This window comes from Nocardia lasii (assembly GCF_042658545.1).
Classification (GTDB): domain Bacteria; phylum Actinomycetota; class Actinomycetes; order Mycobacteriales; family Mycobacteriaceae; genus Nocardia; species Nocardia lasii.
The window spans coordinates 405,577-430,344 of the sequence record NZ_JBHSQN010000002.1 but is presented as its reverse complement, the minus strand read 5'-3'; the positions used below and the strand labels follow the sequence as shown (position 1 = coordinate 430,344).

At 69.8% G+C, this 24,768-nt stretch carries 27 protein-coding genes and 1 pseudogene; 10 read left to right on the top strand and 18 right to left on the bottom strand.

The features are described from left to right. Window positions 1-12: 12 nt before the first annotated feature. Window positions 13-1,227 carry an FAD-dependent monooxygenase gene (locus tag ACFP3H_RS05805; RefSeq protein WP_378600630.1) on the bottom strand — a complete coding sequence of 405 codons (1,215 nt, stop codon included), beginning with the start codon at window positions 1,225-1,227 and terminating at the stop codon, window positions 13-15. A 105-nt stretch (window positions 1,228-1,332) separates the two neighbouring features. Here ACFP3H_RS05805 and ACFP3H_RS05800 point away from each other — a divergent pair, with 105 nt between their 5' ends. After that, window positions 1,333-1,902, top strand: a complete 570-nt coding sequence (locus ACFP3H_RS05800) for a TetR family transcriptional regulator (RefSeq protein ID WP_378600628.1) — start codon at window positions 1,333-1,335, stop codon at window positions 1,900-1,902. A gap of 4 nt (window positions 1,903-1,906) precedes the next feature. On the opposite strand, the gene ACFP3H_RS05795 is transcribed toward ACFP3H_RS05800, so the two are convergent. Next, window positions 1,907-3,295: a CoA transferase gene (locus ACFP3H_RS05795; RefSeq protein WP_378600626.1), complete on the bottom strand. Its 1,389-nt coding sequence runs from the start codon at window positions 3,293-3,295 to the stop codon at window positions 1,907-1,909. Between the two features lie 98 nt (window positions 3,296-3,393). Between ACFP3H_RS05795 and ACFP3H_RS05790 the strand changes: the two genes are divergently transcribed. Further along, the gene (locus ACFP3H_RS05790) at window positions 3,394-3,534 is read left to right on the top strand and encodes a hypothetical protein (protein WP_378600624.1); all 141 of its coding nucleotides are present in this window, start codon (window positions 3,394-3,396) and stop codon (window positions 3,532-3,534) included. On the opposite strand, the gene ACFP3H_RS05785 is transcribed toward ACFP3H_RS05790, so the two are convergent. Beyond that, window positions 3,515-3,889 carry a DUF2784 domain-containing protein gene (locus ACFP3H_RS05785; protein ID WP_378600622.1) on the bottom strand — a complete coding sequence of 125 codons (375 nt, stop codon included), beginning with the start codon at window positions 3,887-3,889 and terminating at the stop codon, window positions 3,515-3,517. The genes ACFP3H_RS05790 and ACFP3H_RS05785 overlap by 20 nt on opposite strands. Before the next feature lie 69 nt (window positions 3,890-3,958). Next, window positions 3,959-5,389, bottom strand: coding sequence for an SDR family NAD(P)-dependent oxidoreductase (locus ACFP3H_RS05780; RefSeq protein WP_378600620.1), 1,431 nt, complete (start codon window positions 5,387-5,389; stop codon window positions 3,959-3,961). A gap of 83 nt (window positions 5,390-5,472) precedes the next feature. Between ACFP3H_RS05780 and ACFP3H_RS05775 the strand changes: the two genes are divergently transcribed. Continuing rightward, a complete protein-coding gene (locus ACFP3H_RS05775) occupies window positions 5,473-6,174 on the top strand; it encodes a TetR/AcrR family transcriptional regulator (protein ID WP_378600618.1) in 702 nt (233 codons plus the stop codon). Here the strand turns inward: ACFP3H_RS05775 and ACFP3H_RS05770 are convergent. Then, window positions 6,171-6,527, bottom strand: a complete 357-nt coding sequence (locus ACFP3H_RS05770) for a hypothetical protein (protein ID WP_378600616.1) — start codon at window positions 6,525-6,527, stop codon at window positions 6,171-6,173. The genes ACFP3H_RS05775 and ACFP3H_RS05770 overlap by 4 nt on opposite strands. Window positions 6,528-6,781: 254 nt before the next feature. Between ACFP3H_RS05770 and ACFP3H_RS05765 the strand changes: the two genes are divergently transcribed. Continuing rightward, entirely contained in the window at window positions 6,782-7,480 is a 699-nt protein-coding gene (locus ACFP3H_RS05765; RefSeq protein WP_378600614.1) for a hypothetical protein, read from the top strand. A 2-nt stretch (window positions 7,481-7,482) separates the two neighbouring features. Here ACFP3H_RS05765 and ligD read toward each other — a convergent pair whose 3' ends face one another. The 3 genes from ligD to ACFP3H_RS05750 form a co-directional block, all read right to left on the bottom strand. Then, window positions 7,483-8,481 (bottom strand): non-homologous end-joining DNA ligase, encoded by a 999-nt coding sequence (gene ligD, locus ACFP3H_RS05760; RefSeq protein WP_378600612.1) that lies wholly within the window; start codon window positions 8,479-8,481, stop codon window positions 7,483-7,485. Continuing rightward, on the bottom strand, window positions 8,478-9,557 hold the full coding sequence (locus tag ACFP3H_RS05755; RefSeq protein WP_378600610.1) for an ATP-dependent DNA ligase: 1,080 nt from the start codon (window positions 9,555-9,557) through the stop codon (window positions 8,478-8,480). Before ACFP3H_RS05755 ends, ligD begins: the two co-directional genes overlap by 4 nt. 133 nt (window positions 9,558-9,690) lie before the next feature. Continuing rightward, complete coding sequence (locus ACFP3H_RS05750) at window positions 9,691-10,080, bottom strand: cold shock domain-containing protein (RefSeq protein WP_378600608.1); 390 nt, start codon at window positions 10,078-10,080, stop codon at window positions 9,691-9,693. 248 nt (window positions 10,081-10,328) lie between these two features. Here ACFP3H_RS05750 and ACFP3H_RS05745 point away from each other — a divergent pair, with 248 nt between their 5' ends. Beyond that, a complete protein-coding gene (locus tag ACFP3H_RS05745) occupies window positions 10,329-11,780 on the top strand; it encodes a condensation domain-containing protein (RefSeq protein WP_378600606.1) in 1,452 nt (483 codons plus the stop codon). Here the strand turns inward: ACFP3H_RS05745 and ACFP3H_RS05740 are convergent, their stop codons facing one another. The 6 genes from ACFP3H_RS05740 to ACFP3H_RS05715 all read right to left on the bottom strand — a co-directional run bounded on the left by ACFP3H_RS05740 (window position 11,781) and on the right by ACFP3H_RS05715 (window position 17,769). Continuing rightward, window positions 11,781-13,091 carry a pyridoxal-phosphate dependent enzyme gene (locus tag ACFP3H_RS05740; RefSeq protein ID WP_378600604.1) on the bottom strand — a complete coding sequence of 437 codons (1,311 nt, stop codon included), beginning with the start codon at window positions 13,089-13,091 and terminating at the stop codon, window positions 11,781-11,783. Then, window positions 13,091-14,464, bottom strand: a complete 1,374-nt coding sequence (locus ACFP3H_RS05735; protein WP_378600602.1) for an alanine racemase — start codon at window positions 14,462-14,464, stop codon at window positions 13,091-13,093. The genes ACFP3H_RS05740 and ACFP3H_RS05735 overlap by 1 nt, the downstream gene beginning before the upstream one ends. After that, on the bottom strand, window positions 14,461-15,699 hold the full coding sequence (locus tag ACFP3H_RS05730) for a heavy-metal-associated domain-containing protein (RefSeq protein ID WP_378600600.1): 1,239 nt from the start codon (window positions 15,697-15,699) through the stop codon (window positions 14,461-14,463). The genes ACFP3H_RS05735 and ACFP3H_RS05730 overlap by 4 nt, the downstream gene beginning before the upstream one ends. A 41-nt stretch (window positions 15,700-15,740) precedes the next feature. Then, window positions 15,741-17,030: an aminotransferase class V-fold PLP-dependent enzyme gene (locus ACFP3H_RS05725; protein ID WP_378600598.1), complete on the bottom strand. Its 1,290-nt coding sequence runs from the start codon at window positions 17,028-17,030 to the stop codon at window positions 15,741-15,743. 55 nt (window positions 17,031-17,085) lie between these two features. Next, window positions 17,086-17,520, bottom strand: a complete 435-nt coding sequence (locus ACFP3H_RS05720) for a CBS domain-containing protein (protein WP_378600596.1) — start codon at window positions 17,518-17,520, stop codon at window positions 17,086-17,088. Window positions 17,521-17,607: 87 nt separating this feature from the next. After that, on the bottom strand, window positions 17,608-17,769 hold the full coding sequence (locus tag ACFP3H_RS05715) for a hypothetical protein (RefSeq protein WP_378600593.1): 162 nt from the start codon (window positions 17,767-17,769) through the stop codon (window positions 17,608-17,610). Between the two features lie 279 nt (window positions 17,770-18,048). Here ACFP3H_RS05715 and ACFP3H_RS05710 point away from each other — a divergent pair, with 279 nt between their 5' ends. Both ACFP3H_RS05710 and ACFP3H_RS05705 read left to right on the top strand, forming a co-directional pair. Then, window positions 18,049-18,282: a DUF397 domain-containing protein gene (locus tag ACFP3H_RS05710; protein WP_378600590.1), complete on the top strand. Its 234-nt coding sequence runs from the start codon at window positions 18,049-18,051 to the stop codon at window positions 18,280-18,282. 18 nt (window positions 18,283-18,300) lie between these two features. Further along, complete coding sequence (locus tag ACFP3H_RS05705) at window positions 18,301-19,185, top strand: helix-turn-helix domain-containing protein (RefSeq protein WP_378600587.1); 885 nt, start codon at window positions 18,301-18,303, stop codon at window positions 19,183-19,185. Between the two features lie 19 nt (window positions 19,186-19,204). Here the strand turns inward: ACFP3H_RS05705 and ACFP3H_RS05700 are convergent, their stop codons facing one another. From ACFP3H_RS05700 to ACFP3H_RS05685, 4 genes are all read right to left on the bottom strand, one after another. Then, window positions 19,205-19,459: a hypothetical protein gene (locus ACFP3H_RS05700; RefSeq protein ID WP_378600585.1), complete on the bottom strand. Its 255-nt coding sequence runs from the start codon at window positions 19,457-19,459 to the stop codon at window positions 19,205-19,207. A 347-nt stretch (window positions 19,460-19,806) separates the two neighbouring features. Beyond that, window positions 19,807-20,463: an SDR family oxidoreductase gene (locus tag ACFP3H_RS05695; RefSeq protein WP_378600583.1), complete on the bottom strand. Its 657-nt coding sequence runs from the start codon at window positions 20,461-20,463 to the stop codon at window positions 19,807-19,809. Window positions 20,464-20,476: 13 nt separating this feature from the next. Beyond that, on the bottom strand, window positions 20,477-20,953 hold the full coding sequence (locus ACFP3H_RS05690) for a DUF2599 domain-containing protein (RefSeq protein WP_378600580.1): 477 nt from the start codon (window positions 20,951-20,953) through the stop codon (window positions 20,477-20,479). A gap of 70 nt (window positions 20,954-21,023) precedes the next feature. Further along, window positions 21,024-21,275, bottom strand: coding sequence for a hypothetical protein (locus tag ACFP3H_RS05685; RefSeq protein ID WP_378600577.1), 252 nt, complete (start codon window positions 21,273-21,275; stop codon window positions 21,024-21,026). 276 nt (window positions 21,276-21,551) lie between these two features. Here ACFP3H_RS05685 and ACFP3H_RS05680 point away from each other — a divergent pair, with 276 nt between their 5' ends. From ACFP3H_RS05680 to ACFP3H_RS05670, 3 genes and pseudogenes are all read left to right on the top strand, one after another. Then, window positions 21,552-22,781, top strand: a complete 1,230-nt coding sequence (locus tag ACFP3H_RS05680; protein WP_378600574.1) for a lipase family protein — start codon at window positions 21,552-21,554, stop codon at window positions 22,779-22,781. Between the two features lie 222 nt (window positions 22,782-23,003). Then, window positions 23,004-24,368, top strand: a complete 1,365-nt coding sequence (locus ACFP3H_RS05675) for a lipase family protein (protein ID WP_378600571.1) — start codon at window positions 23,004-23,006, stop codon at window positions 24,366-24,368. A 157-nt stretch (window positions 24,369-24,525) separates the two neighbouring features. Next, window positions 24,526-24,768 (top strand): annotated as a pseudogene (locus tag ACFP3H_RS05670) (lipase); the annotation flags it as partial.

Sequence of the window (24,768 nt, the reverse complement as noted above, 5' to 3'; positions counted from 1 at the left end):
TCGCGCGGGCGCTCAGTAGGTCGGCAGCGCGAATTCCTCGGTGTGGCCGAAGAAGATCTTCTTGGTCAACGGCCGCATCGGGCGCGACATCATCAGGCGCACATTGAGTTTCGCGAGGCGGGCCATCAGCGCGGACTTGGGGATCATCATCGCCATGCCGCCGCCGGGAATCTCCTTGGCCTTGTCCAGGAACGGCGTGATCGCGTCCTGGTAGCGCTGCTGGGCGGCGCCGAGATCGGTCGGGGTGGCGGCGATCTCGGCGGCCAGCACATACGCGCCGACCAGCGCCATCGCGGTGCCCATGCCGGTCAGCGGGGAGCCGCAGTAGCCGGCGTCGCCGACGAGGGTCACCCGGCCCACGGACAACTCGGGCACATCGACGCGGGCGATCTCGTCGAAGTAGAAGTCGGGGGTGGACTCCATCGCGGCCAGCACCGCCGGTGCGTGCCAGCCCGCGTCGCCGATCGTCTTGCTGATCAGGGCGCGTTGGGCCTGGCCGTCGCGGCGCAGGGCCGGGTCGGTCTCGGTGCGCAGTGTGATGATCGCCTTGGCGGTGGCCGGGTCGGCGTCGGGGCGAAGGCCGAGCATGGCGCCGGGAATCAGGCGCATGCTGAACCAGCCGGGCTCCACGTCGGCCGGTTTCGGCATGGTGAAGAACGCGCCGTACCCGCCGAGGTTGGTGCTGAATCGCTCCTCGGGTCCGAAGACGAGACGGCGGGTGGCCGAGTGGACACCGTCGGCGCCGATCACCAGGTCGAAGCGTTCGGTGGCGCCGTCGGCGAAGGTGACGTCCACGCCGGATTCGTCCTGCTCGACGGCCTCGATCCACTCGCCGTAGCGGTAGTCGAGCAGGCCGGTCTCGACGGTGGTCAGCGCGTCGAGCAGGACCTGATTCAGGTCGCCGCGGGTGATCTCGATCTCGGCGACCGCGCCTTGGCCGTCGAAGTCCGCCATCGCCATCCGGGCGTAGACCTTGCCGTCACCGTCGATGTAGGACATGCCGCGCTCGTCGAGCTGGTGGGCGGCGATGCCCGCCATCAGGCCCATCCGCCGCGCGGCCTCCCTGCTGGGTCCGCGCAGATCGACGGCCTGGCCGCCGGGGCGGGCGACGGCGGCGCGTTCGACCACGGTGACGTGCATGCCGTGGCGCAGCAGCTGGAGGGCGACCGCGTTGCCCGCGATGCCGCCGCCGGAGACCAGGATTCGCAGGGGGCTGGTGGTGCTCATGGTGGGTTCCCATCTGATGAACGAATGTCTTAGACATATGTCTAACAGAGGCTCGTACAGATGTCTAGAACAAATGTCTAAGACGTGTGCGCTAGGCTGCTGAGCATGGGAAATCGAGAAGACCTCCTCGCGGGGGCGCGCAAGGTGATCCTGGAGCGCGGGGTCGCGAAGGCGACCGCCCGCGATATCGCCGCCGCGGCCGGGGTGAGCCTGGCGGCGATCGGCTACCACTTCGGGTCCAAGGACCGGCTCGTCACCGAGGCGTTGAGCGAGGCGCTCGGCGACTCGATGGGCGAGGCCATGCGCGAGCTGATCGCTGAGGGCGCCGGGGCGTCACCGCTGGACGGGCTCGCGCGGCTGTGGAACGGGATGCCGCAGGTGTTCGCGGGCAATCACGAGGCGATGCTGGCCAGCCTGGAGAACATCGTGCGGATCGTGCGGTCCGAGGACGCGCGCGCGCAACTGGGGGATCAGCTGTCCGGGGCCTACGGTGACCTCGCCGACGCCGTGGCCGCCGCGCATCCCGACCTGGACGCGGAGCAGGCCGCGGCGATCGGACGGTTGTACTTCGTGCTGTCCCAGGGGCTCGGGATCCTGTGGTTGCTGAATCCGGGGACGGCGGCCGTGGACGGTGATCAGCTCAGGACGGCGGTGGCGGCGCTGGCGGGGAAGTGACCGGTCACGGTCGGTGGAAGTGGTCGGGTGCCTCGACCCAGAACGGCTGTGCCGAACCGTAGGGCGGTGCGGGCCAACGGAAGTCGTCGTAGTCGGCGAGAACCGGTGCGGCGGTGACGATGTCGTCGTGGGTGACCGTCGCCGACGGATCCGGTGGTGTCGCGGCGGGGTGATCCGGGGTGCGGTCCGGTGCGGCCAGCAGCCAGGAGGCGGTGCGCGCCAACGAGACTCGCACCGACCGGCCGATTCCGTCCTCGGCGCGCGCCAGCAGCGCGTCCATGACGCCGGCCGTCAGCAGGTAGCCCGACCCGTGGTCGAGGGCCTGCGCGGGCAGCGCGCCCGGACGATCCGCGGTGCCTTCCACGAGCGAAATGCCCGATGCGGCTTGGACGATGCTGTCGAAACCTCGGCGCGCGCCCCAGGGCCCGCTCGCGCCCCACGCCGAGACCGATGCCTCGATCAATCCCGGGTGGCGGGTGGTGTCCACGCCCGCCGCGGCGAGCGCACCCGGTCGGTACCCGGTGACCAGCACGTCCGCGGCCGCGAGCAGTTCCTCGAACGCGGCCAGGTCGGTGCGCAGGTCCAGCAGGGTGGACCGTTTGCCCTGGCAGTTGTCGGCGAACTGCCAGTCGATCTCGGGCAGGTGCGGCGGGTCGACCCGGAGCACGTCCGCGCCCAGCAGTGCCAGCGTTCGGGTCGCGACCGGGCCCGCCAGCACGCGGGTGAGGTCGAGAACCCGGACCCCGGTCAGCGGTCTGTCGATGGTCGGGGTGCCGAGTGCGGCCAGGGAGAGGCGGTTGTCGCTGGGGTGTGGGCCGGGCGCAGTGTCGTTCGAGTCGACCGCGACCGGCGGACCGGACGCGGCGGCTCGCCCCATCGGCGAGTCGACCCACTCGGCCTCGGTCCGAACCCGTGCCGCGATCGCGCCCGCGACCGTTGCGGCGTCCTCGATCTCGGCACCCTTCATCGCCGCCACCCGATCCGTGAACCGGGCAGCGTCGCCGTCGGCGGGCAGCTCGAGCGCGCGCAGCAGCCGTTCCCGGTGATGCGGATAGTTGGCGTGGGTGCGCACCCACCCGTCGGCACTGCGGAAGAACCCCGACAGCTCGGCGAACGCCGAGGGCGCCGCCCCACCCTGACGGAACAGGCGTTCACTCCCGAACGCCGCGCTCACCCGATCGGGATCGACCCGAACACCCCGCGCCGGCAACCCCCGCGCGGCCCGCACCCGGTCGGCCGCGGCTCCCGCCACGACCACCGATCCCGCCGCCAACGCCCACACCGGTAGGGTGGCCGCCAGCCGCGCACCGGGCTCGGGCACCGCGACCGCCGCGGTGGGTGGGAGTCCCACCCCCATCTCGTAGGCGTGGACGAGCTGCTGCGCGGTGTTCACATCGACCACCCTAGTTGCGGTGACGAGCAGCAGGAGTGACGTGGGCGCGAATACGGCTGCCACGGAGTGGGTTCGAGTCCTGCGACCGGACCCGACCGGTGCGCGCCCTGGTCGTCTCCGGCCGTCCCGCACCGGAATTCGTCGAAACCGGCCGCCTGCACACCTTCGGCGGCGGACACTTCTACCTCGACGAACAACCCGCCGAGGTGGCGCGGGCGATCACACGGTCCGTGAGCTGAGACGACGCTGGTACAGGCGGGCATAGCCCAGCCAGGACACCAGCACGGCCACCCCGGCCATGGCGCGGACCAGGCCGAGGGCGCTGTCGGGGTAGATCACGCCGGTCAGGTAGTGATCGATGAAACCGGCCTCGGGCAGCTCGCCGACGCCACCGCGGCGGCGGGCCCAGTTCTCGGCGTAGGTCAGTGGGCAGTGGAAGCCGATCAGGACGGTGCCGAAACCCCAGGCCACGGCCAGGATGTGCAGGCCGATGGTGCGGGGCCACCGCCACGCCAGGAATCCGCCGACGACCACGTACGCGATGAACGCGACGTGGGTGACGGCGAGAACATCGGCCAACACCCGGAACGGCACCTATTCAGAATAGGGAGCCGCGGCACCGACCGGAATCATGATCATCATTCCGGTTCGGCATCGCTTGGGTCACCAGGGGGAGGGCCGGTAGTCCTTGAGGAAGCAGCCGTACAGATCCACCCCGGCCTCGCCCTGCACGATCGGGTCGTAGACGCGGGCGGCGCCGTCGACCAGATCCAGCGGCGCGTGGAAACCCTCCTCGGCCAGGCGGACCTTGGTGAAGTGCGGGCGTTCGTCGGTGATCCAGCCGGTGTCGACCGCGGTCATCAGGATCGAGTCGGCCTCGAACATCTCGAGCGCGCTGGTGCGGGTGAGCATGTTCAGCGCGGCCTTGGCCATGTTCGTGTGCGGGTGCCCCGGCCCCTTGTAGCCGCGCCCGAACTGGCCCTCCATCGCCGAGACGTTGACCACGTACTTGCGCCGCCCGGCCGCCGCGGCCAGCGCCGGGCGCAACCGCGAGACCAGGATGAACGGCGCGACCGAGTTGCACAGCTGCACCTCGAGCAGTTCGGTGGCCTCCACCTCGCCGACCGTCTGCACCCAGCTGTTGGTGTGCGCGAGATCGGGGACGAGGCCGCCGGCGTCGATGGCCACGCCCGCCGCGATCCGGTCCGGGGTGGCCGATCCGGCGACCAGGGCCAGCTCGGCCACGTCGACCGCCGACAGCGACGGCGTGAGCGAGGCGGTCAGCGCGGTCGGGTGCGCCTGCATGGTCTTGCCGAAGCTGACCATCTCGGGCAGCGTGCCCGCGGGCAGCGGCGCGGTCTCGGCGTCGACCAGGGCGCTGTAGGCCCCGGCCGAGCGTCGCACGGTCTGGGCGGCGTTGTTGATCAGGATGTCGAGCGGGCCCTGCGCGGCCACGTCGTCGGCGAGCGCGACGACCTGGGCGGGATCACGCAGGTCGATGCCGACGATGCGCAACCGGTGCAGCCAGTCGGCGCTGTCCTCCATCGCGGCGAAGCGGCGGATCGCGTCGTTGGGGAAGCGGGTGGTGATGGTGGTGTGGGCGCCGTCGCGCAGCAGCCGCAGCGCGATGTACATGCCGATCTTGGCGCGACCACCGGTGAGCAGGGCGCGCTTGCCGGTCAGGTCGGTGCGCGCGTCGCGCTTGGTGTGGCTCGACGCCGCGCAGGCGGGGCACAGCTGGTGGTAGAAGGCATCGACCTGGGTGTACTTCTGCTTGCAGATGTAGCAGGGCCGCGCGCGCAGCAGGGTGCCCGCGCTGGCGCCCGCGGCCGAGGAGCTGATCGGGATGCCCGCGGTCTCGTCGTCGATGCGCTGCGGGGAACCGGTCGCGGTGGCGGCGATGACCGCGCGATCATTGGCCGAGATCTGGTCCCTGGCCTCGAGGCGACGGCGGTGCTTGAGCTTTTTGAACATGTGCCCGACCGCGCGCTGTACCGCGATCGAATCGGGGTGTTCCTTCTCCAACTGTCCGGCGCGTTCCAGTACTCGCAGACAGGTCGCCAACTCGTCCGGATCGATCATGTTCTCGGTCATCGGGGAGTGCGACATTCCTTCGTGCGGGAGCGGTGGACGACATCTATTGTCGCATTGGCCGCGCGCGGGACCCGCTGGGTATCGTGATGGGCCGTCGCCGCAACCGCGCGACGACTTCTCGACCTCGACGGAGCACCGCGATTTCCCCGCCCGACACCGACACCGCAGACGCGCCGCGCAGGCGCAGGCTCGAACCCGACGAGCGACGCGCGCAGATCCTGGCCTGTGCCATCGACATGTTCGGCGAACGGCCCTACGCGGCGGTCTCCACGGCGGAACTCGCCCAGCGCGCGGGAGTCGCGCGTGGCCTGATCAACCACTACTTCGGCAACAAGCGCGACCTGTACCTGGCGGTCGTGCGCCGCATGGTGACCCTGCCGCGCCCGGAGAAGGTGGCCATTCCCGACGGCACCCCCGCCGAACGGGTCGACGCGATCGTGGCCTGGCTGCTCGACACCATCGCCGAGCACGGCACCACCTGGGTCAAGGTCACCAGCCACGAGGGCGTCGGCGACGACCCCGAGGTCCAACAGATCCTCGACCGGGCCGACGACGCCGCCGCCGAACGCATGCTGGTCATGCTCGGGCGTCCTGACCTGGCGGACAGCGCGACCCTGCGCGCCCTGGTCCTGGCCTACGCGGGCCTGGTGAAGGTCGCCGGTCGCGAGTGGATCACCCGCGGCACGCTGACCCGCACGCAGGTGCACCGCCTGCTGGTCGACACCCTGCTCACGCTGATCACCACCACGGTGCCCGCCGTGTTGGTCACCGTCGAGGGACGTTAGGCCTCGGCCGCGCGCGCGGTGGCGTCGCCGGTGTGCAGGTAGGCCGCGCTGTAGCGTTCCGGCGTGACGTGACCCGGCGCGTGGCCCACCCGGCCGAGCTCGCGTTCGATCCGCTGTTCGCGCCGGTGCTCGAACATCAGCGCGCCGACGCCGCCGAGCAGGAACAGCGCGGTGGCCACCGCGGCGACGATCGCCCAGCCGAGGTGGTCGGTGCCCGCGGCGACGAGGGTGCAGGCCAGCCCGACCACGCCGAAGGCGCACAGGATGATGCCGGGCACGTTGTAGTCGTCGGCGATCAGATCGCCGGCGCGAGCGTGCCATGGCTGGTCTGCCGAGGGCGTGCTGTGGGTCATGGGGGCCTCCTCGCGGACGGGGGTACGCGCTTCGTTCACCTGGTGACCAGCATGAACCCGGCTCGGGCGGGGAGGCAAACAGGTTAGCTGCTTCGTTACCGACTGTCCGTCGGGTCGTCGGCGCGTTATGTCACTGTGATCTTTTTTCGCGTTTGAGGACCCAGAACAGGCGCGGAGTCCTTATTCTCGTCGCGTAACCCGGTGTCGCACCTGTTTCGCTGCGCCCGGGGAGATCGGAGAGGGACCCGGGGTTGATGGCACGGTACGAGGAATGGGACGACGACCCCGAAGAGCAGTCCGACGATCGACGCTGGGACGGTCAGCGCTGGCCGCAGGTGTCCGACGAGGAGGCCGCGCGCGGTCGCCACGGTGACCCACCGCGGGTGAACCCGTACGCGATGGTGGCCCTGGCCGCCGCGCTCGTGCTGCTGTTCCCGATCGCGATCGTGTTCGCGCTGCTGTCCTTCGGGCATCCGCGCGGGCGCGGGATCGCGGTGCTGGCGCTGCTGCTGGGCATCAGCGAGGTCGCCCTCGCGGCGGCGATCGGCATGGCGGTGTTCGGTGGTTGGGACGTGTCGGTGCCGACGATGGCGCAGGCGAGCGCCTCGCCCACGGTGCCCGCGCCCTCGCACGGCGCGCCGACCGCGACCGAGGCCGCGGTGCCGGTGACGAGCCCGGCCGAGCACGCCGGTGTCGTCGAGAAGGGCACGACCTGCGCGGCCGAGAAGGTCGGCCTGCTCGGCGTCGCCGCCGACGGCGCGACCCTGCTGTGCCTGCGCGTCGGCGGCGACTACACCTGGGCGGGACCGTTCAAGGTGTCCGGGTCGTACTACACCGAGGGCGCGAATTGTGATGCGGCGCTGGACAAGACGGGCCGCACCTCGCAGAACTACGCGCTGGTGTGCGAGGGCAAGGGCAGCGCCGCGGTGTGGACGGCCTGGACCTCGGAATAGCGTCAGTCCTTCTTGGCCCGGCTGGGTTGCACGCGCGGCGGCTCGTTGGGCATCTTCGGATATTGCGGCGGCCACGGCGCGTCCATCAGGCCGCCGGCCAGATCGCGCGCCGACATCGCCAGCAGCGGTTCGATCGACTGCGGTGTCCGGCCCGCCCACGGGTCGCCGCGTTCGGCGAGTCGGGCGGGCACGGTGTCGAGGGTGAGTTCGTCGGGCACGACGGTGTCGAGCTCGGCCCAGGCGATCGGGGTCGACACCTGCGCGCCCACGCGCGGGCGCACCGACCAGGCCCCGAACACGGTCTTGTGCGGCGCGTTCTGATTGAAGTCGACGAACACCCGCGACCCGCGTTGCTCCTTCCACCACTGCGCGGTGATCTCGGTGGGGTAGCGGCGTTCGAGCTCCCGAGCCAGCGCCACCGCCCCCGCGCGCACCTCGTAGCCGTCCCACCGGGGCTCGAGCATGGCGTAGATGTGCAGGCCGCGCGAACCCGAGGTCTTGACGAAGGACTCGATGCCCAGTTCGGTCAGCAGTTCGCGGGTGCGCACCGCGGCGCGGCGCAGATCGTCGAACGAGATGCCGGGCGAGGGATCGAGGTCGATGCGCAGTTCGTCGGCGACGCGCAGATCGGGGACGTGATTGGGCCAGACGTGAAAACCCAGGCAGCCCTGGTTGACCGCCCACAGGATGTGCGCGAGATCGTGGGCGACCAGGGCGTCGCTGGTGGTGCCGTTCGGGGTGGCGACCTCCACGGTCTGCAACCAGTCCGGCGCAGATTTCGGTACCCGTTTCTGGAACCACGATTTTCCCGAGGCGCCGTCGGGGTAGCGCTCGAGCAGCACCGGGCGGTCGCCGATCACGCCGAGCAGCGGCCCAGCGACGGCCTGGTAGTAGCGGACCAGGTCGAGTTTCGTATTGTCGCGCCCGGTGAAGTAGATCTTGTCGGGGTTGGTGATCGCCAGCGCGCGGCCGTCGATCTCGAGTTCGATCGCCGCGCTCATCGGCCGAGTCCGAAGATCGCGTCGAGTTCGGCGGGGGCCACCTCGTCTAGTTGGGCGTAGGTGCACGAGTCCGGGGTGCGGTCGGCGCGGAACCGGGCCAGCCTGCCGCCGTGGCGGAAGCGTCCCGACTGCACGTGCTCGTAGCGCACCTCGGCGACCAGCTCCGGGCGCAACGGCTCCCACGAGAGGTCCTTGCCGCCGCTCCACCGGCTCACCCCGCCGGGCATCTTGCCCTCGGCGCCCGCCTGCGCGGCCGCGTCGGCCCAGTCGCGCCAGGGATGGTTCTCGAGGGCGTTCTCCCGCAGCGGTGCCAGCTCTTCGAGGAGTTCGCGGCGCCGGGCCGCGGTGAAACTCGACGCCACCCCCACGTGATTGAGGCGGCCGTCGTCGTCGAACAACCCGAGCAGCAGCGAACCCACCCCCTCGCCGTCCTTGTGCATCCGGTACCCCGCGACCACGCAGTCGGCGGTGCGTTCGTGCTTGACCTTGAGCATCACGCGCTTGTCCCGCAGGTAGGGCTGCTCGTCGGATTTGGCCATGACCCCGTCGAAACCCGCGCCCTCGAACCGGGTGAACCAGTCCTGGGCGACCTCGGGATCGCCGGTGATCGGGGTGAGGTGGATGCGACCGGGTGCGGCGTCGAGCAGTGATTCGAGCGCGCGCCTGCGTTCCCGGAACGGCTCGCCGGTCAGATCACGATCGTCCAGGGCCAGCAGGTCGAAGGCGACGAAACTGGCCGGTGTCTCGGCGGCGAGCTTGGCCACTCGCGAGGCCGCCGGATGCAGGCGCTGCTGCAGGGTGTCGAAGTCCAGGCCCTGGTCGGTGACGACCACGATCTCCCCGTCCACGACACAGCGTTGCGGCAGCGCGGCTTTCAACAGCTCGGCCAGCTCGGGGAAATACCGGGTGAGCGGGCGATCGTTGCGGGATCCGAGTTCGATCTCGTCGCCGTCGCGGAACACGATGCAGCGGAACCCGTCCCATTTGGGCTCGTAGCTCAGCCCCGGTTCGCGCGGCAGCGACGGGGTCGACTTGGCCAGCATCGGGCGCACTGGCGGCATCACCGGTAGATCCATCCGATCCTCCTCGCGGGTGGGTACACCCGTGTCGACGATGCGAGCACGCCCGATTCATCGGTGTGTGAGGCGATCGTAGGACGGGGCACCGACACGTGCGCGGACCTCACGGCTCGGGCACGCGCGTCGCGGATCAGGTGTCGAGCCACCCGTGATCGTCGGCGAAGGTGGTGAACCGGTCGCGGATGGTGATGATCTCGGCCGCGGTGAGCGCGGGCGAGGCTTCCAGCAGCAGCTCGGTGATCTGCTGACGCAATTCGTCGGCCCCGAGCCGATCCCCACCGCCCTTGCGCGACTTCGGCGCGGCCGTCACCGGACCGACCCCGGCCAGGTTGATCGCCTTGGGGCCCCGATCACCCTCGGTCACATCGAATTCGAACAGGCGTCCCTGACGCAGTTCGTCCTCGTCGAGGCCGATGTCGTTGACGTGGACGAACACATCGGGCCCGCCGTCATCGGGTCGGATGAACCCGAAACCCCGTGAACCGTCGAACGACACCAATTTCCCGATGGACACCAACACACTCCTCGCTCCGCTTCCCGCCGCTACTCTAACGCGGCTTTTGGGCGTTTTCCCGCGAAAGTGGATAGTCGGGGAAATCTTCGCCGTGACGCGCAGCCAACTGGACCGATCACAGTCACGTTTCGGTAACTGAACCTTCACATCCGGTGGTTAGCGTTCCGCCTCTATCGGCAATGGTGTGTGGAGGTTCGGAGCGCGTGGTTCACCCCGGTGTGGGGACAAGGTCGGGGGGTTCGGCAGGCGTCACGGTGACGACGGCGCGCACGGGGCGTGACCCGGCGTGTTTCCCGCTCGGCGCGCCACCGGTGCTGGGTCCGCGCCCGCGTCCCGCGCAGGTGCGGCTCGCGCCCGCCCAGGAGCGGATGTGGTCGCACACACCGTCGGCGAATTGGAATGTGGCGCGCGCGATGCGGCTGCGCGGCGCGGCGGTCGACGTGGCGGCGTTGCACACGGCGCTGGAACTGCTTGTCGCCCGGCATGATCCGCTGCGCACCCGCTATCCGGCCACCGAGTTCGGTCCGGTGCAGTGCGTGGTCGATCCCGCCGAAGCGGTCCTGGATGTGCGGGTCAGCCCGTTGAGCGAGGCCGCGTTGGCCCCCGCGCTGGCCGCGTTCGCCGCGCAGCCGTTCGACCTCGCGCGGGACCTGCCCTTGCGCGCGCGGCTGTTCGTGCTGGCCCCCGACGATGTGGTGTTGGCCCTTGTCGTGCACCACATCTCGGTCGACGGCCGCTCGCTGGCCCCGCTGATCCGGGACCTGATCACCGCCTACGCGGCGTGCAGCGCGGGCACGACCCCGGCGTGGACGCCCCTGCCGATCACCTACACCGACTACACCCTGTGGAAGCACGAGCAACTCGGCGAGTTCACCGACGAGTGGAGTCGCGCCACCCAGCAGCTGCGGTACTGGGCCAATGCCCTGGCGGGTCGTCCCGCCCGCCTCGACCTGCCCACGCGCCGCTCGCCCGCACCGCCGGTGGACCCGATCGCCGGTGCGCTGCTGCCGATCTCGTTCGACGCCGCCACCCACGCGGGGCTGTTGCGGTTGGCGCAGGAGGCGCGGGCGAGTCTGTTCATGGTGTTGCAGGCCGCGTTCGCCGTGACCGTGGGCGAGTTCGCGCGCAGCGCGGACGTGACGGTGGCGACCGCGGTGTCGGGTCGTGATCACCGTCTGCTCGACGATCTCGTCGGCAATTTCTCCGACGACATCCTGATGCGGATCCGCCTGGATCGGGCCGGTGATGTGGGCGAGCTCATCGATCAGGTGCGCCGGGTCGCCCTGGCCGCCTACGCCCACCCCGACACCCCCAACCCCCGCCTCAAGCGCTGCCTGCTCCAGGACGCCGCGCTGCCGCTGTTCCAGGCCACCCTCATCCTGCAACGCGCCGACGCGCCCCGCACCGCCGAAGCGCCTGCGGCGCAGGCACTCTCGATCACCGAGGTGCCGATCGGGGTGATCCGGGCCAAGCACGACCTCGAGTTCGGTCTCACCGATCACTACGACGCGGTGGGCGCGCCCGCGGGCGTCGACGGTGCGTTCATCTACCCGATCGCTCGCTTCGACGAGGCGACCGCGCAGGCGTTCGTCGCCCGCTTCCGGGCCGTTGTCGCGCTGCTCGCCGACGGCTACCGCGGGCCGCTCCCGGCGAGCCGGAAGCGGTCGCTGAGCACCGCGCGCCGTGCCGCGCGGGTGTTCGTGTGATCAGCCGCGCTCGAGCGGGTGGCCGCCGTCGCGCCAGGCCACGATGCCGCCCGCGAGGCTGAACGCGTCGTAGCCCGCGCGGTGGGCCAGCGCGGCGAACCGCAGCGAGGCCTCGCCGACCGGGCACACGAACACCACCGGCCGCGACTTCGGGAACGGCATGCCCTGGGTGAGCATGTCGTCGAGGTGGTCGTCGCGGATATTGAGCGCGCCGGGCACGTGTCCGACGCGGTAGGCCATCGCGCCCCTGGTGTCGACGATGGTGGGCCGGGCGGTGCGGTCGAGTTCGGCCAGGGCGTCCGGGGTCAGGGTGGGTGCGGCGTCGTCGGGCCCCGGTGGCGGCGGTCCCGGCGGTGCGCCGACCAGGTCGGGTCTGCGCTGGGCGACATAGGACAGGTACGGTTCGAGCCGGTCGCACACGATCAGCACCGCCACCAGTGGCCGGTTCTCGGGGCGGGGCGCCGCGGCGAGGGTGCGCAGGGCGGCGACATAGCCTGCGCCGCTGGTGGGTCCGGCCAGGACGCCGTAACCACGGACCAGGTCGAGGGTGGCCTCGATGGCGGCGGCGGAGTCGACGGTGACGATCTCGTCGTAGAAGTCCGGCTGGAACAGCCCGACCTCCCACATCTCGCGTTCGGAGCGGATGCCGGGGATGAAATCGAACCGGTCCGACACCACCCCGACCGTGCGCAACGCGGGGTGGTGGGCTCGCAGTGCGGTGGCGGTGCCACGGGTGGACCCGGTGGTGCCGAGGCCGCCGATCAGATAGTCCAGCGCGGTGATGCCCGCCGCCGCGAGGTCGGCGGCGATCTCGGTGCCGGTGCCGTCGCGGTGGGCCTCGATATTGCGTTCGTTGGTGTATTGCGACGGGTGATACCAGCGGTCGGGCGCCTGCCCGATGGTCTGGTCGATCACCGCCGAAACATCATCGGCCGCCTGCGGATCCGGGCATTCGGACAGGCCCGGCAGCTCCACGATGTCGGTGCCGAGCAGGTGCAGCAACTGACGCACCTCGCTGACCCTGATGCGATTGGTGACCGCCCGCAAACCGATCCCGTGCAGCCCGCCGAGCACCCGCAGCGCCTTGGCGGTATTGCCGCTCGACGCCTCGATGAACGACTGCCCGCCCGCGGCGACCCGGTCGAGGTCGTCGCGGATCATCGCCCAGGCGACGCGGTCCTTCACCGACCCGAACGGGTTGTGCGACTCCAGTTTCGCGTACAGGTCGACCCCGACCAGTCCGTGGACGGCGGGATCCAGGCGCAGCAGGGGAGTGTTGCCGATCAGCTCGGTGATGTGGGTGTAGACCATCACCGGTCCTCGGGGAACAGGCTGAATTCGTTGTCACGTTGCAGCACAGCGACTTTCGCCACATCGGGATGCATCGCGGCCCGCGTCGCGGACAGGTCCATGTGATAGGCGGCGGTATTGGCGAACACCACCGGATCGCCGGGCACGGGCAGCGCCTCGACCCGCACCTGCCGCTGGGTCACCAGATCGCGTTCCAGACAGAGATGCCCGGCGAAAAACACGCCCGTGGGCGAGGATTCGGCGTCGGTGAGCACGATCGGATCGATGAGCACCTCCTGATCGGCGGCGGTGACGGTGTCGCGGCTCAGGTCCAGGTGGACCAGGGTCGCGCCGTTGCCCGCCCGCTTGACGAATTCGACCCGCGCCACGGTGATTCCGGCGTGATCGACCAGCGCCTTGCCGGGCTCGAGCCACAGGTCGAGCAGGTTGTCGGCCAACACCGCCCCCAGTGCCCGCCCGCCGTGGCCGGGCAGGGGTTCGGCGAGCAGTTCGGCCAGGATGCTCGGCGCGGATCGGGTGTTGGCGTACTTGTGGAACACCGGTCCGCCGTGCACCATTCCCTCGGCGACGTGATAGCCGAAAGTGCTGCTGCCCCAGTGCATCGCGGGCCCACGGCCGAGCAGTCCGGCGCGCAGGGCGTCGTCGTAGGCGTCGTACCCGGCGGCGTCGGTGGTGAAGACCTGCCGCAGCCCACCGCCGATGTTCAGCACGGTCGGCTCGAGGCCGCGCGCGTAGGCGCGTTCGATGATCGACAGGCAGTCCCCGGCGGCGCGCACCCGCTCGCCGGTGGCCGCGGTGTCGAGGTGGAACGCCACACCGAGCAGCCGCTGCCGCGACCGCACCAGCAGGTCCAGGGCCGCGTCGATATCGGCCAGGTCGATCCCGAACCTGCTCGGCGCGCTGCCCGCGAAACCCGAAACCCGCAGCAGCACCGGCAGTTCCGGGGCCAACTCCGCCAACTCCGCCAGTTCCCAGAGGTTGTCGACATTGACCGTGACCCCCGCCTCGGCGGCGGTCCGCAACAGGGCCAGGCCCTTCGGCCCGGTCACCTCGATGCGGTCGGCGGTGAACCCGCTGTCGAGCGCGGAACGCAACTCCCGCGCCGAGGCCACATCGATCGAGATCCCCGCCGTCGCGGCCGTGCGAGCGAACGTCGCCGAACGATTCACCTTGTGCGCGTAGCAGAGTCGATAGCCGAACCGGCCCGCGTCGAGCACATCCCGCAGCGCGGTGAGGTTGGCGGTGAAGACCTGCGGGAACACCAGGTGCAGGGGAGAACCGAAGTGGCGCAATGCGTCCCGCACGCGGTCGGGATCGGCGAGGAACGCGCCGACGAGCGGATCCAGCGCGGCGGGAACGGCGGGCGGGGTCATCCCACCGACGCGCCGGGCACGGGCGCGGGCACCTCGTCGACCGGATTGTAGCCACCGTCGCGCAGGGCCTCGAACACCCGGAACCGGTTGCGGAGACTGCGGATCCGCGCGATCACGCGCTTGGACTCCAGGTCGATCTCGACCACCGGGATCTCCATCGACTCGAGCAGGGCGGTGATCGTGCGCACGCAGTGGCGGCAACTCATGTCGGGGACGTAGAAGATTCCGTCGTCGCCCGAGGCCGACCCCGGCTGCTCGTCGGTTGTGTCCTCGACCACCGCGACCGAATCGACCAGCGCCACCACGGTGTCGACGAATCGCTCGGCGACCATCGCGAGAACACTGCCACCTTCGTGCGGCGAGGCGGCCAGGCACGCGGGTCGGGTATCGGCGGGCAGCAGCGCGTACTGGCGCGAGATCAGATCCAGATCGTCGTGGTACCGCGCCACCGCCGCCTCCACCTCGAGCCCCTCCTCGGTGGTCGCCCGTGCCATCACCGCCCGCGCGTCGGCGATCGTGGCCTCCTTCATCGCCCGCAATACCGCGACCGACTCGGCGGTGTAGCGCACCGTCGAGTCGGGCTGGGTCGCGAACCGCACCGGGATCATCCCGCGGCGGAAGGTCGAGGCCTGCAACTCCCAGAACCAGCGGGTCGCGACGGCGGTGAAGATCCCGGAATCGTGCATGCCCCTGGCGAATGCGGCGATTCCGCGATAGGGGGTGTCGGCGGCGATCAGCCCGTGCTGGACCAGCGCGCGCCCCGCGGCCTCCACCCCGACCCGGAAGATCTCGTGCGGGTCGTGATCGGTGGTGGTCGCGGCGAGCACCTCGTGATCGTGGCCGGACAGGGCGGCGGCGCGGCCACCCAGCCCAGACCGGGCCAGCGAATCCCAGAGGGCCAGAACAGCTTCCCGAGCGACGATCGCCAGCGTGGGCCCGGCGCCACCGGTGTGGACGTACCCGGTATTGGGGATTCCGGCGCTGTCGGTCCAGGTGAGGCGGTGCGTCGCGCTGGTGACCTGATCGGGTCGACACGGTCGCATGAACCGTTCCAGGTACATCCGTTGCGACTGGGTCAACCCGGTCTCCGGCTCGCGCTGTAATTCCTTGGTGCGGAACAGGATTCGCACCGGCGTCGGTGGTTCGGTGGCGGCGAACAACTCGGGCTCGGCCAGGCGGGCCAGGATCCGAGACGTGGCCCGGCGATCGTAGTGCTGCGCGGCGGGTGTGCCCATCGTTGCTCCTCGGCGTCGGGGGACTGGTCCGAACAGGTCTGTCAGTGCGGGGCGAAACCGGCCACACACGAGACGAAGCGGTCGATCTCGTCGAGGGTGTTGTAGAGCTGCGTGCTCACCCGAACCGACCCGTGCCCGGCCTCGGCCGACGGCATACAGTGCGCCCCGGTCCGCACCAGGAAACCCGCGTCGGCCAGCACGAATCCCAGATCGGCCGCGCTGATCCCGTCGAGGGTGAACGAGACGATGCCGTAGCCCACCGCGCACGTCGCGTGCGCGGGCCCCGGCAGGAAATCCACCCCGCGCACCGTGCGCAGCCCCTCGACCAGCGCCAGCGTGAGGATCCGGTTGTGCTCGGCCACCGCGGCCCGACCGAGCTCGTCGAGCAGCTCGAATGCCGGTTCCAGCGACAGGATTCCGGGAATATTGTGCGTGCCGCCCTCGAGCAACTCCGGCATCCCCGTGCCGACCAGACCCGCCTCGGTGATCCGCACCCCCGAACCCCCGCCCGGCAGGAACGGCCGCAGTCGATCGTGCACCCGGCGGTGGCAGTACAGCAGTCCCGTGCCGGGCGCGCCGAACATCTTGTGCCCGGCGAACACCGCGAAATCGGCGCGCAGCCCGCGCACATCGACCGGCAGGTGCCCGCCGCTCTGCGAGCAGTCGAAACACAGCAGGATCGCGGGGTCGATCCGCCCGTGCAGTTCCTCGAGCGTGGTCAGCCCGCCGTACACGTGATGCAGGTGCGCGGTGGTGATCAGCCGCGTGCGAGGACCGACCCGGGCGAGAATGTCGTCGATATCGGCTTCGCCGGTGGCGCTACTTCGGTACGGCCGCAACACGATTCGGCGACCGAAGCGGGCGAGAGTGTCACGCAGCTGATGCCAGGGCAGCACATTGGCGGCGTGATCGGCGGGGTTGTAGAGGATCTCGTCGCCGTCTTCGAGCACCGCGAGCCCCCAGCTGTGCGCGATCGCGCCCAACGCGGCGGTCGCACCCCCGGTGAACACGATCTCGTCGGCGTGCTCCGCGCCGAGAAAGCCCGCCGCCCTGGCGCGCACGCCCGCGATCCGCGCGGACAGTGTCGTCGCCCAGCCGTAGGTGCCCCGGCCCGCGTTGGCGGTGTGCTCGCGGTGATAGTCGGTGACCGCCGCGATCACGGTGTCGGGCTTCTGTGTGGTCGCCGCACTGTCGAGATACACCACCGACGGATCGGCCAGGGCCGGAAACCGCGCGCGCACCGCAGCGGACACCGGCGCCCGCGCGTGCCGGATCACCGGGTCGGCGGTGAGCTCGGGCCGGGTGGGCTGCACCCGTTCCACGATACGCACGATCGCGACGCGACCGACGAAGAATTCTCGGCCCCAACACTTTTGGTCAGCGCGGTCAGTAATTGCCCTGGAGATACTCCACCAGGTGCTCGCGCTCGGCGGCCAGCTCGGTGATCTCGCTCTTGACCACATCGCCGATGCTGACGATCCCGATCAACCGCGGCCCGGCCACCACCGGCATGTGCCGAATCCGGTGCTCGGTCATCACATCTCGCAGCGACGACACGTCCTCCTCGGGCCCGCAGGTGCGGACCCGGGCGGTCATGATGTCGGCGACGGGCCGCTCCAACAGCGCGGCGCCCTCGGCGTGCAGGTGGCGCACCACATCGCGTTCGGACACGATGCCCGCGATCACCGCACCGTCGGCGCTCACCACCACCGCGCCGATATTGTGCTCGGCCAGCACCGCCAGCAGCGCGCGCACCGTACTGTCGGGCGTCACCGTGGTGACCGTCGTGCCCTTGGTCCGCAGAATCTCCGCTATCCGCATCTGGTGCCCACCTGTCCGGCTCGTCGTTCGTCCACCAGCATGACGCGGTGACAACGCCGTGACCAGCACGAAGGCGTTACGACCGCACTACTCGTCGTCCAGCCCGGCGGACAGATACGCGGCCGCGGCCAACCACTGCCGACACTGCGGCCCGTGGATGTCGTGCTGACGCAACATCTCGCGGGCCTGGCGATAGGTGAGCGCGTTCGGCTCGTCGCTACACGCGGTCGAGGAAAACGGACTGCTCATCGGCCAGAGTTTACGGGCGCGATGTTTTCGGATGCAAGGACATCTGCACGTGCGTTGTCACCGTGTCGGGTCTCGATAGGGTTGCGGCGCTGGTGAATTCAGGGGACTGGACACCGCGCCCGTAACATCGCGCAGGTCGTGACATCGGGTAAGTACCGACCGGTGCGCGGTGCTCGTCCGCGTGTTAACCTCGCCCTCGCGCACGGCAGATGCAAGAACGTTTGCGTGTGCATCTGCAAGTTTCGTACCGAGGTCAGCAATCAGAACGAGGAGTGCGGAATGTCCGGAATGCAGCATGAACAGCGTGAACGCCCGGCCGACGGCGCGTGGCGCAAGAGCACCTACAGCAATCCGAGCGGTAACTGTGTCGAACTCGCCGAGGCCGCCGACGGTTCGGTCGCCGTGCGCAACTCGCGCGACCCGCAGGGCTCGATCATCTTCTACACCCGCCCCGAAATCGACGCGTTCATCCGCGGCGCGAAGGCCGGCGAGTTCGACTACCTGACCGCGTAATCGGTAACATCTGGCCTCATGACGGCAGAACCCGACGAGATCGGTCGCGTGCACCCTGTTGTCGATCGCGGCCCCACCGTGCTGCGGATCGCCCTGGGTGGTCAGCTGCGCAAGCTGCGTGAGGCCAAGGCCATCACGCGCGAGGCCGCCGGTGAGGCCATCCGCGGTTCGCACGCCAAGATCAGCCGACTCGAGTTGGGCCGCACCGGGTTCAAGGAACGCGATATCCGCGACCTGCTCACCCTCTACGGTGTGCTCGACCCGGTGGAGCGCACCGCGTTCTTCGAATTGGCCAGGCAGGCAAGCGAACCCGGCTGGTGGCATCGCTACAGTGATCTGCTTCCGTCGTGGTTCAGCACCTACCTCGGGCTCGAGCAGGCCGCCAGCCAGATCCGCACCTACGAGGCGCAGCTGGTGCCGGGCCTGTTGCAGACCCCGGAGTACACCAGGGCCGTGGTCACCCTCGGCGTCGACGACGCCGAGACCGACCGCCGCGTGCAGATGCGCCAGCTGCGCCAGGACGTGCTGCGCCGGGTGGACCCGCCGGTGGTGTGGGCCGTCATCGACGAGGCCGTGCTGCACCGCCCGATCGGCGGCCGCGAGGTGCACCGCGCGCAGCTGCGCTACCTGGCCGAGCTGTCGGAACTGCCGAACGTGACGGTGCAGGTGCTGCCGTACGCGGCGGGCGGACACGCGGCGGCGGGCAGTTCGTTCAGCATTCTGCGTTTCGGGGAGCCCGAACTGCCCGACATCGTCTACCTCGAGCAGCTCACCAGCGCGCTCTACCTCGAACGCCGTCAGGATCTCGCGATGTACCTGTCGGTCATGGACCAGCTCAGCGTCCAGGCCGAGCGGCCCGACCGCTCCCGCGAGATCCTGCTCGACTACGCCGCGCGGGACTGACCCGGCGGTCCCGGCCGCGTCAACACCGGATGCAGCCGGCGGCGATGCGCCAGAAGGCCTCGGGGGTGAGCATCTCGAGGTCCCAGTCGTCGGCCATGGCGTGCGCGGTGGCGACGATGCGGTCGATGTCGAAGTCGTTGCGGGTCGCCGCGCCGGTGGATTCCACGGCGTCGATGACGAAGGCGACCGCGCTCTCGCGCGACGATCCGGCGGTGCCGTGATGGTCGTTCGCCGCGCGATCGGCGAGGCCGTAGCGGCTGGTGGTGTTATTCATGAATGCCCCTGTGATTAGGCAGTGGCAAACCCAAGGCTATTACGACCCCGGGTATGCCGCGCGCGGCCTCCCCTGACGATCCCCTGAATTGTGTTGCGGCCCTGAGTTTAGGACGCGGTCACTTTCGGATGCAAGCACATCTGCACGATCGATTCCGTCTCGATGCGGGACGTTTCCCGGCTTCTGAGCGGCGAATCCCCGGGTCGGGGGGCTCTCGCGCGGGCTCGGGATGCTCGGATAATGGCGTGACCGGCAGTTCATTGTGTTCATCGAGTGACGGCTCCCGGCTCGATAGTCGAGACCGTTGTCGAAATTTCCGGAATTTCGCGCGAAGGGTTAATTTATGGCTATCGAATGTCGGCGATTGCCGACTCGATGGTCTGTTCTCCGGAAACCAGTTCCAGGGTGCGTCGAATCGTGTTGTCGGCGACCAACACCGACGCGAGGGTCGCGGCCACGTCGGCGCGCGGCACCGACGCGCGCGGAATCGGCGGCGGCCCGAGCGTGATCAGACCGTTGCCCGCGGCGTCGGTGAGCATGCCGGGCCGCAGGATCGTCCAGTCGAGCTCGCGGCGGGTCAGGTCGGTCTCGGCCAGGGTCTTGGCGTCGAGGTAGGCCGCCCACACCTCGTCGGCGTCCGGCGGCGGAGTCTGGCCCGCGCCCATCGTCGAGATCTGGACGAATCGGGCGACCCCGGCCTGCTCGGCGGCGTCGGCCAGCTGCACCGAGCCGTTGAGGTCGACGGTGTACTTGCGCGCGGCGCCACTGCCCGGCCCCGCGCCCGCGGCGAACACCACCGCGTCGGACCCGGCCACCGCGGCCGCGAGCTCGGCGGGGGTGTCGCGTTCCATGTCGTAGATGACCGGCACCCCGCCGGTCGCGGCGATATCGGCCGCCTGGGCGGGGTCGCGGATCAGGGCGTGGACCTGATCGCCGCGCCGGGTCAGCAGCTGGGCGAGCAGCAGGGCGATCTTGCCGTGTCCACCGGCGATGACGATGCGCATGGGAGTGCTCCTATCAGCGTTCGGGGCCGCCGGGGTTGCAGTTCGCCGCGACCACGGCCTGGTAGCCGACGTCGGGACGCCACGGTTCGAGATTCCAGCTGGGTTTGTCGGGCGCCACCATCCTCGCCCACACCCAGTGGCACACGAACTGGTCACGCATACCCGGCGCGTCGGCGGTGGGGTCGAGGGCGAGGATTTCCTGCCAGGCGAGCTCGTCGGTGCCGGTCGCGGCGGTCTTGCGGCCCGCCTCGGTGGGGTACACGAGCAGGCGCGGACCGTCGAGATTCTCGGTCCAGGACAGGTGATCGATGAGGGGGAGCCCGGCGTAGGGGTCGACCGGGGTGGTGCGTGGCGCGATCGTGGCGGGTACCCACGGGGTGGTCGTGGTGCTCGGCGGGGCCGCGACGGGATCGTCCTCGGTGCTCGCGCACCCGGTCAGGGCGAAGACCGCCATCGCGGTGAGTGCGCACCCGAACTGCCACCGTGTCACGAACGCCCCTTCTCGGTCCCGCGGGAGTCGTGCGACCCGCGCGGTCCAGCCTAGTGGGCGGTGGCCCCGCTCAGTGCCACAGTGAACGGCACGGCAGCCGACGTAGGCCGGGGCCGACCTGTCCGTCGACGGTCACCAGCAGACCGGAATGTACAGCGGCGGAGGTGAATTCCCACGCTTCGGACTGGGTCGCGGCGTATTGCAGGATCAACGCGTCCTCGGGGGTGGGGCCGTCGAAGTAGACGGTGATCCGCCGGGTCGGTATCTCGTTCGCGTCGATGCGGTGGAAGGTGGCGGCGATGTTCTCGTCGATGGGAATCATGGCGTGCTCCTTTCGCCCCGGCGCTGGTGAGCGCCTTCCTACTCGACGGTAGGCCCATCACCATCGAGGAGAACACGTTCTGATTCTCGCCTGGATATCTCACAATTCGCAGGTCGGCGCGCCGGTGGGAGCGCCCATCGGCGCGGTGCTCCCCGGTCACAACGGCGCGGTGAGCGCGTTGTGAGCTCGGCCGATCTTCGCCGGAGGTGTCGACGGCGCCCGATCGCAGCGGCGAGGATCGCTGGGACACGCAGTGAATACGGGAGGGACAGCCGCATGATCCGGGATGCCGCGGCACGACACACTCGGCCGCGCCGAGCACTCTTGGCCGCCGTGGCGGCCGCGGTCTTGACCGCGCTGCCCGCGGGGGCGGGCCACAGCGCGCCGTTGTACCCGACGGCCGACCCCGACCCGTTCTACAACCAGCCCGCCGACCTGGCCGACCACCGCCCCGGCGATGTGCTCGGGGTGCGCCCGATGCCCCCGCTGGCGATGTTCCCCGACACCACGATCACCCTGATCCAGTTCCGCTCCACCAATTCCGCGGGCGATCCGATCGCCGCGACGACCACGGTGTTGCAGCCCACCAACCACCACACCGACGCGCCGGTGCTGTCCTATCAGCACATCATCAACGGCCTCGGCATCCGCTGCTCGGTCTCCAAGGTGCTCTATACCCAGGACCCGAACCTGATGGTGCGCGAGGCTCTCGCGTGGAACGCGGTGCTCAAGCGCGGCTGGACGATGGCGGTGCCGGATCACCTCGGCCCCAATTTCGCCTATGGCGCGGCGAAATTGGGCGGTCAGGTGACCCTCGACGGTATCCGCGCGGTGCGCCAGGTCGAGCAGTTGCGCATCGGCGGCAGCCGGGTCGCGATGGCCGGCTACTCCGGTGGCGGCATGGCGACGGCGTGGGCGGCGGCGTTGCAGCCCGAGTACGCGCCGGAGTTGCCGATCGCGGGCGCGGCGATGGGCGGGGTCCCGATGAACCTGGTCTCGATGCTCGAGGGCCTCGGCTTCGGATCCCATCCGGTCTTCGGGCTGGCGCTGGCGGCCGGGCTCGGCCTGGAACGTGAGTACCCGCAACGCTTTCCGATCAGCGACCAGATGAACGCCAGCGGCCTGGCCGCCCGGGAGAAGATCCGCGACGCCTGCACCAACGACATCCTCGGGGCCGGCGCCGGACGCGGCATCATGGACTTCGCGCGCACCACCTCCCTGGTCGAGGACGCCGAGGCCCGCGCGGTGGTGGAGGAGAACAGCCTCGAGCTCTACCCCGGCGCGCCGACAATGCCTGTGTTCGAATGGCATTCGCCGATCGACGGTCTGATCCCCGTCGACGCGATCGACGCCACCACCCGCCGCTGGTGCGCGGCGGGCACCCCCGTGGTCACCCAGCAGACCCCGACTCCCGACCATCTGACCGCAGCTGTGCTGGGCCTGCCCGCCGCGCTGAGCTGGCTCGACGCCCGGCTGCAGGGGGAACCGGCGCCCAGTACCTGCTGAGCGCCGGTCCGATCGACCCGGGTCCGCAAGCCCCGACGCGGACCCGGGTCGAGCCGTGCCGGGACGCGATTCGTGTTGCGATACAGCGGCATTGCGCGAACGAGTCGGGAACAACGCCGAAGTCGGTGCGCGCCAACGGCGTAGCGTGATTTCTCTGACGACGGCGCACCCCACGGTGGCACGTCATCGACGATTCCGTTGCCACCCGAAGGCGTGTGTGCCATGAGATCTGTTCGAGTCCTTGCCCTTTCGATGCTGTTGGCAGCCACCTTCGCGGTGGGCGACGCCGCCGCCGATCCGCCGCCCACCCAGGAGTTCCCGGTGCCCCAGCTGGGCACCCCCGGTTTCCTGCCCGACCTGCAACGCTGGATCGACCAGGTCCTGCCCTCACCGATTCCGGTCGATGCCGCCGATCCCGCCGCCGAACTGGCCGCCCTGCACGCGGCCGTGCTGCCCTCGCCGGTCGGCGATCCGATGTTCGACCACTGGCCCGCCGACCTGGCGCACTACGCGCCGGGCGAGCTGATCGAGACCCGCGACATCACCGCCACCGCGGCCTGGCTGACCCTGGTGCCGATCCGCTCGGCCACCCTGCTGAAATTCCGCACCGACGACTCCCAGGGCCGACCGTCCTACGCCACCGCCACCCTGCTGATTCCCGCCACCGACTGGACCGGCCCCGGTGATCGCCCGGTGCTGGTCAACAACCTGCCGATCGACGCGCTCGGGCGCAAGTGCACCCCGGGATACACCTTCGCGCACGGTCTGTCGACCCAGTCGAGCGCCACCGAGTTCGTTCCGCCCACCACCCAGCTCGCCGTCCTGCGCGGCTACGCGGTGCTCATTCCCGACCACCAGGGCCCGTGGATGGCCTACGCCGAACCGTATGTCGCCGGGCACGCGGTGCTCGACTCGATCCGGGCGGTGCGCGGCCTCGACCCCGACAGTTATGGCACGAGCCCGTTCGCGATCACCGGCTACTCCGGCGGCGCCATCGCCACCCACGGCGCGGCCAAGCTGATCGGTTCCTACGCCCCGGAATTGGCCGATGTCATCGTCGGTGCCGCACTGGGCGGGGTGCCCGCCGACTTCGAAATTCTCTCGCGCAGCATGAACGCCAATCTCGCGTCCGGAATATTTATGGCCGCGACATTCGCGATCGGGCGCGAACGTCCCGAAATCCTGGCCGCGATGAACAATCTCGGCCGCTGGGTGACGACCTCGATAATGAAGGACACCTGCGTGAGTGTGTTCGCGGTGCCGGGAGTTCTGCATCTGCCGATCGATGTCGGCGCCAATATCGTCGACCCGTTGCGGTCGGACCTGGCCACCGATATCTATGAGATCACCCGAATGCGCGGAATGCGTTCTGTGACACCGCTCTACATCTACAACGGGGACCAGGAGTGGTGGATCCCGGCCGAGGGCGCCCGCAATCTCTACGCCGAGCAGTGCGAACTCGGTGCCGACGCGGTGTATCGAGGGGTGCTCGGCGAGCACATCATCGGCGCGGTGACCGGATATCCGGAGGCCATCGCCTGGCTCGATCAACGATTGCTCGGTATTCCCGCGACGAGTGAATGCTGATTTTTCTGTGTCCCGTCATGGCGGTTTTCGAGGGAGCGTGGTGACCTACCCAGAGAGCGGCTGAGCGGCGCGGTCACGCTATTCGCGCGGCTTATGTTCTGAGCGGTTTCGACAAGCCAGTCTTACTTTCGAATCGCAGAGGAAGATAAGTCAACTCATGACATCTCGCAGTCGCAGTCGCACCCTGCACACGGCGGTCATCGCCGGCGTGGGCGCGCTGTTCATGGCGCTGTCCGGAACGGGCGCCGGCGCGGCGCCCACCTCGGCACCGACCGAACAGGACCTCGCCAACATCATCTCCGAGGGTCGGCAGGTGGCGGGGAGCGGCTCGGCCTGCACCTCCGGCAGCGGCGCGGGTTCGGGCAACGGCTCCGGCGACTGCTACGGCGGTTCCGGGTCC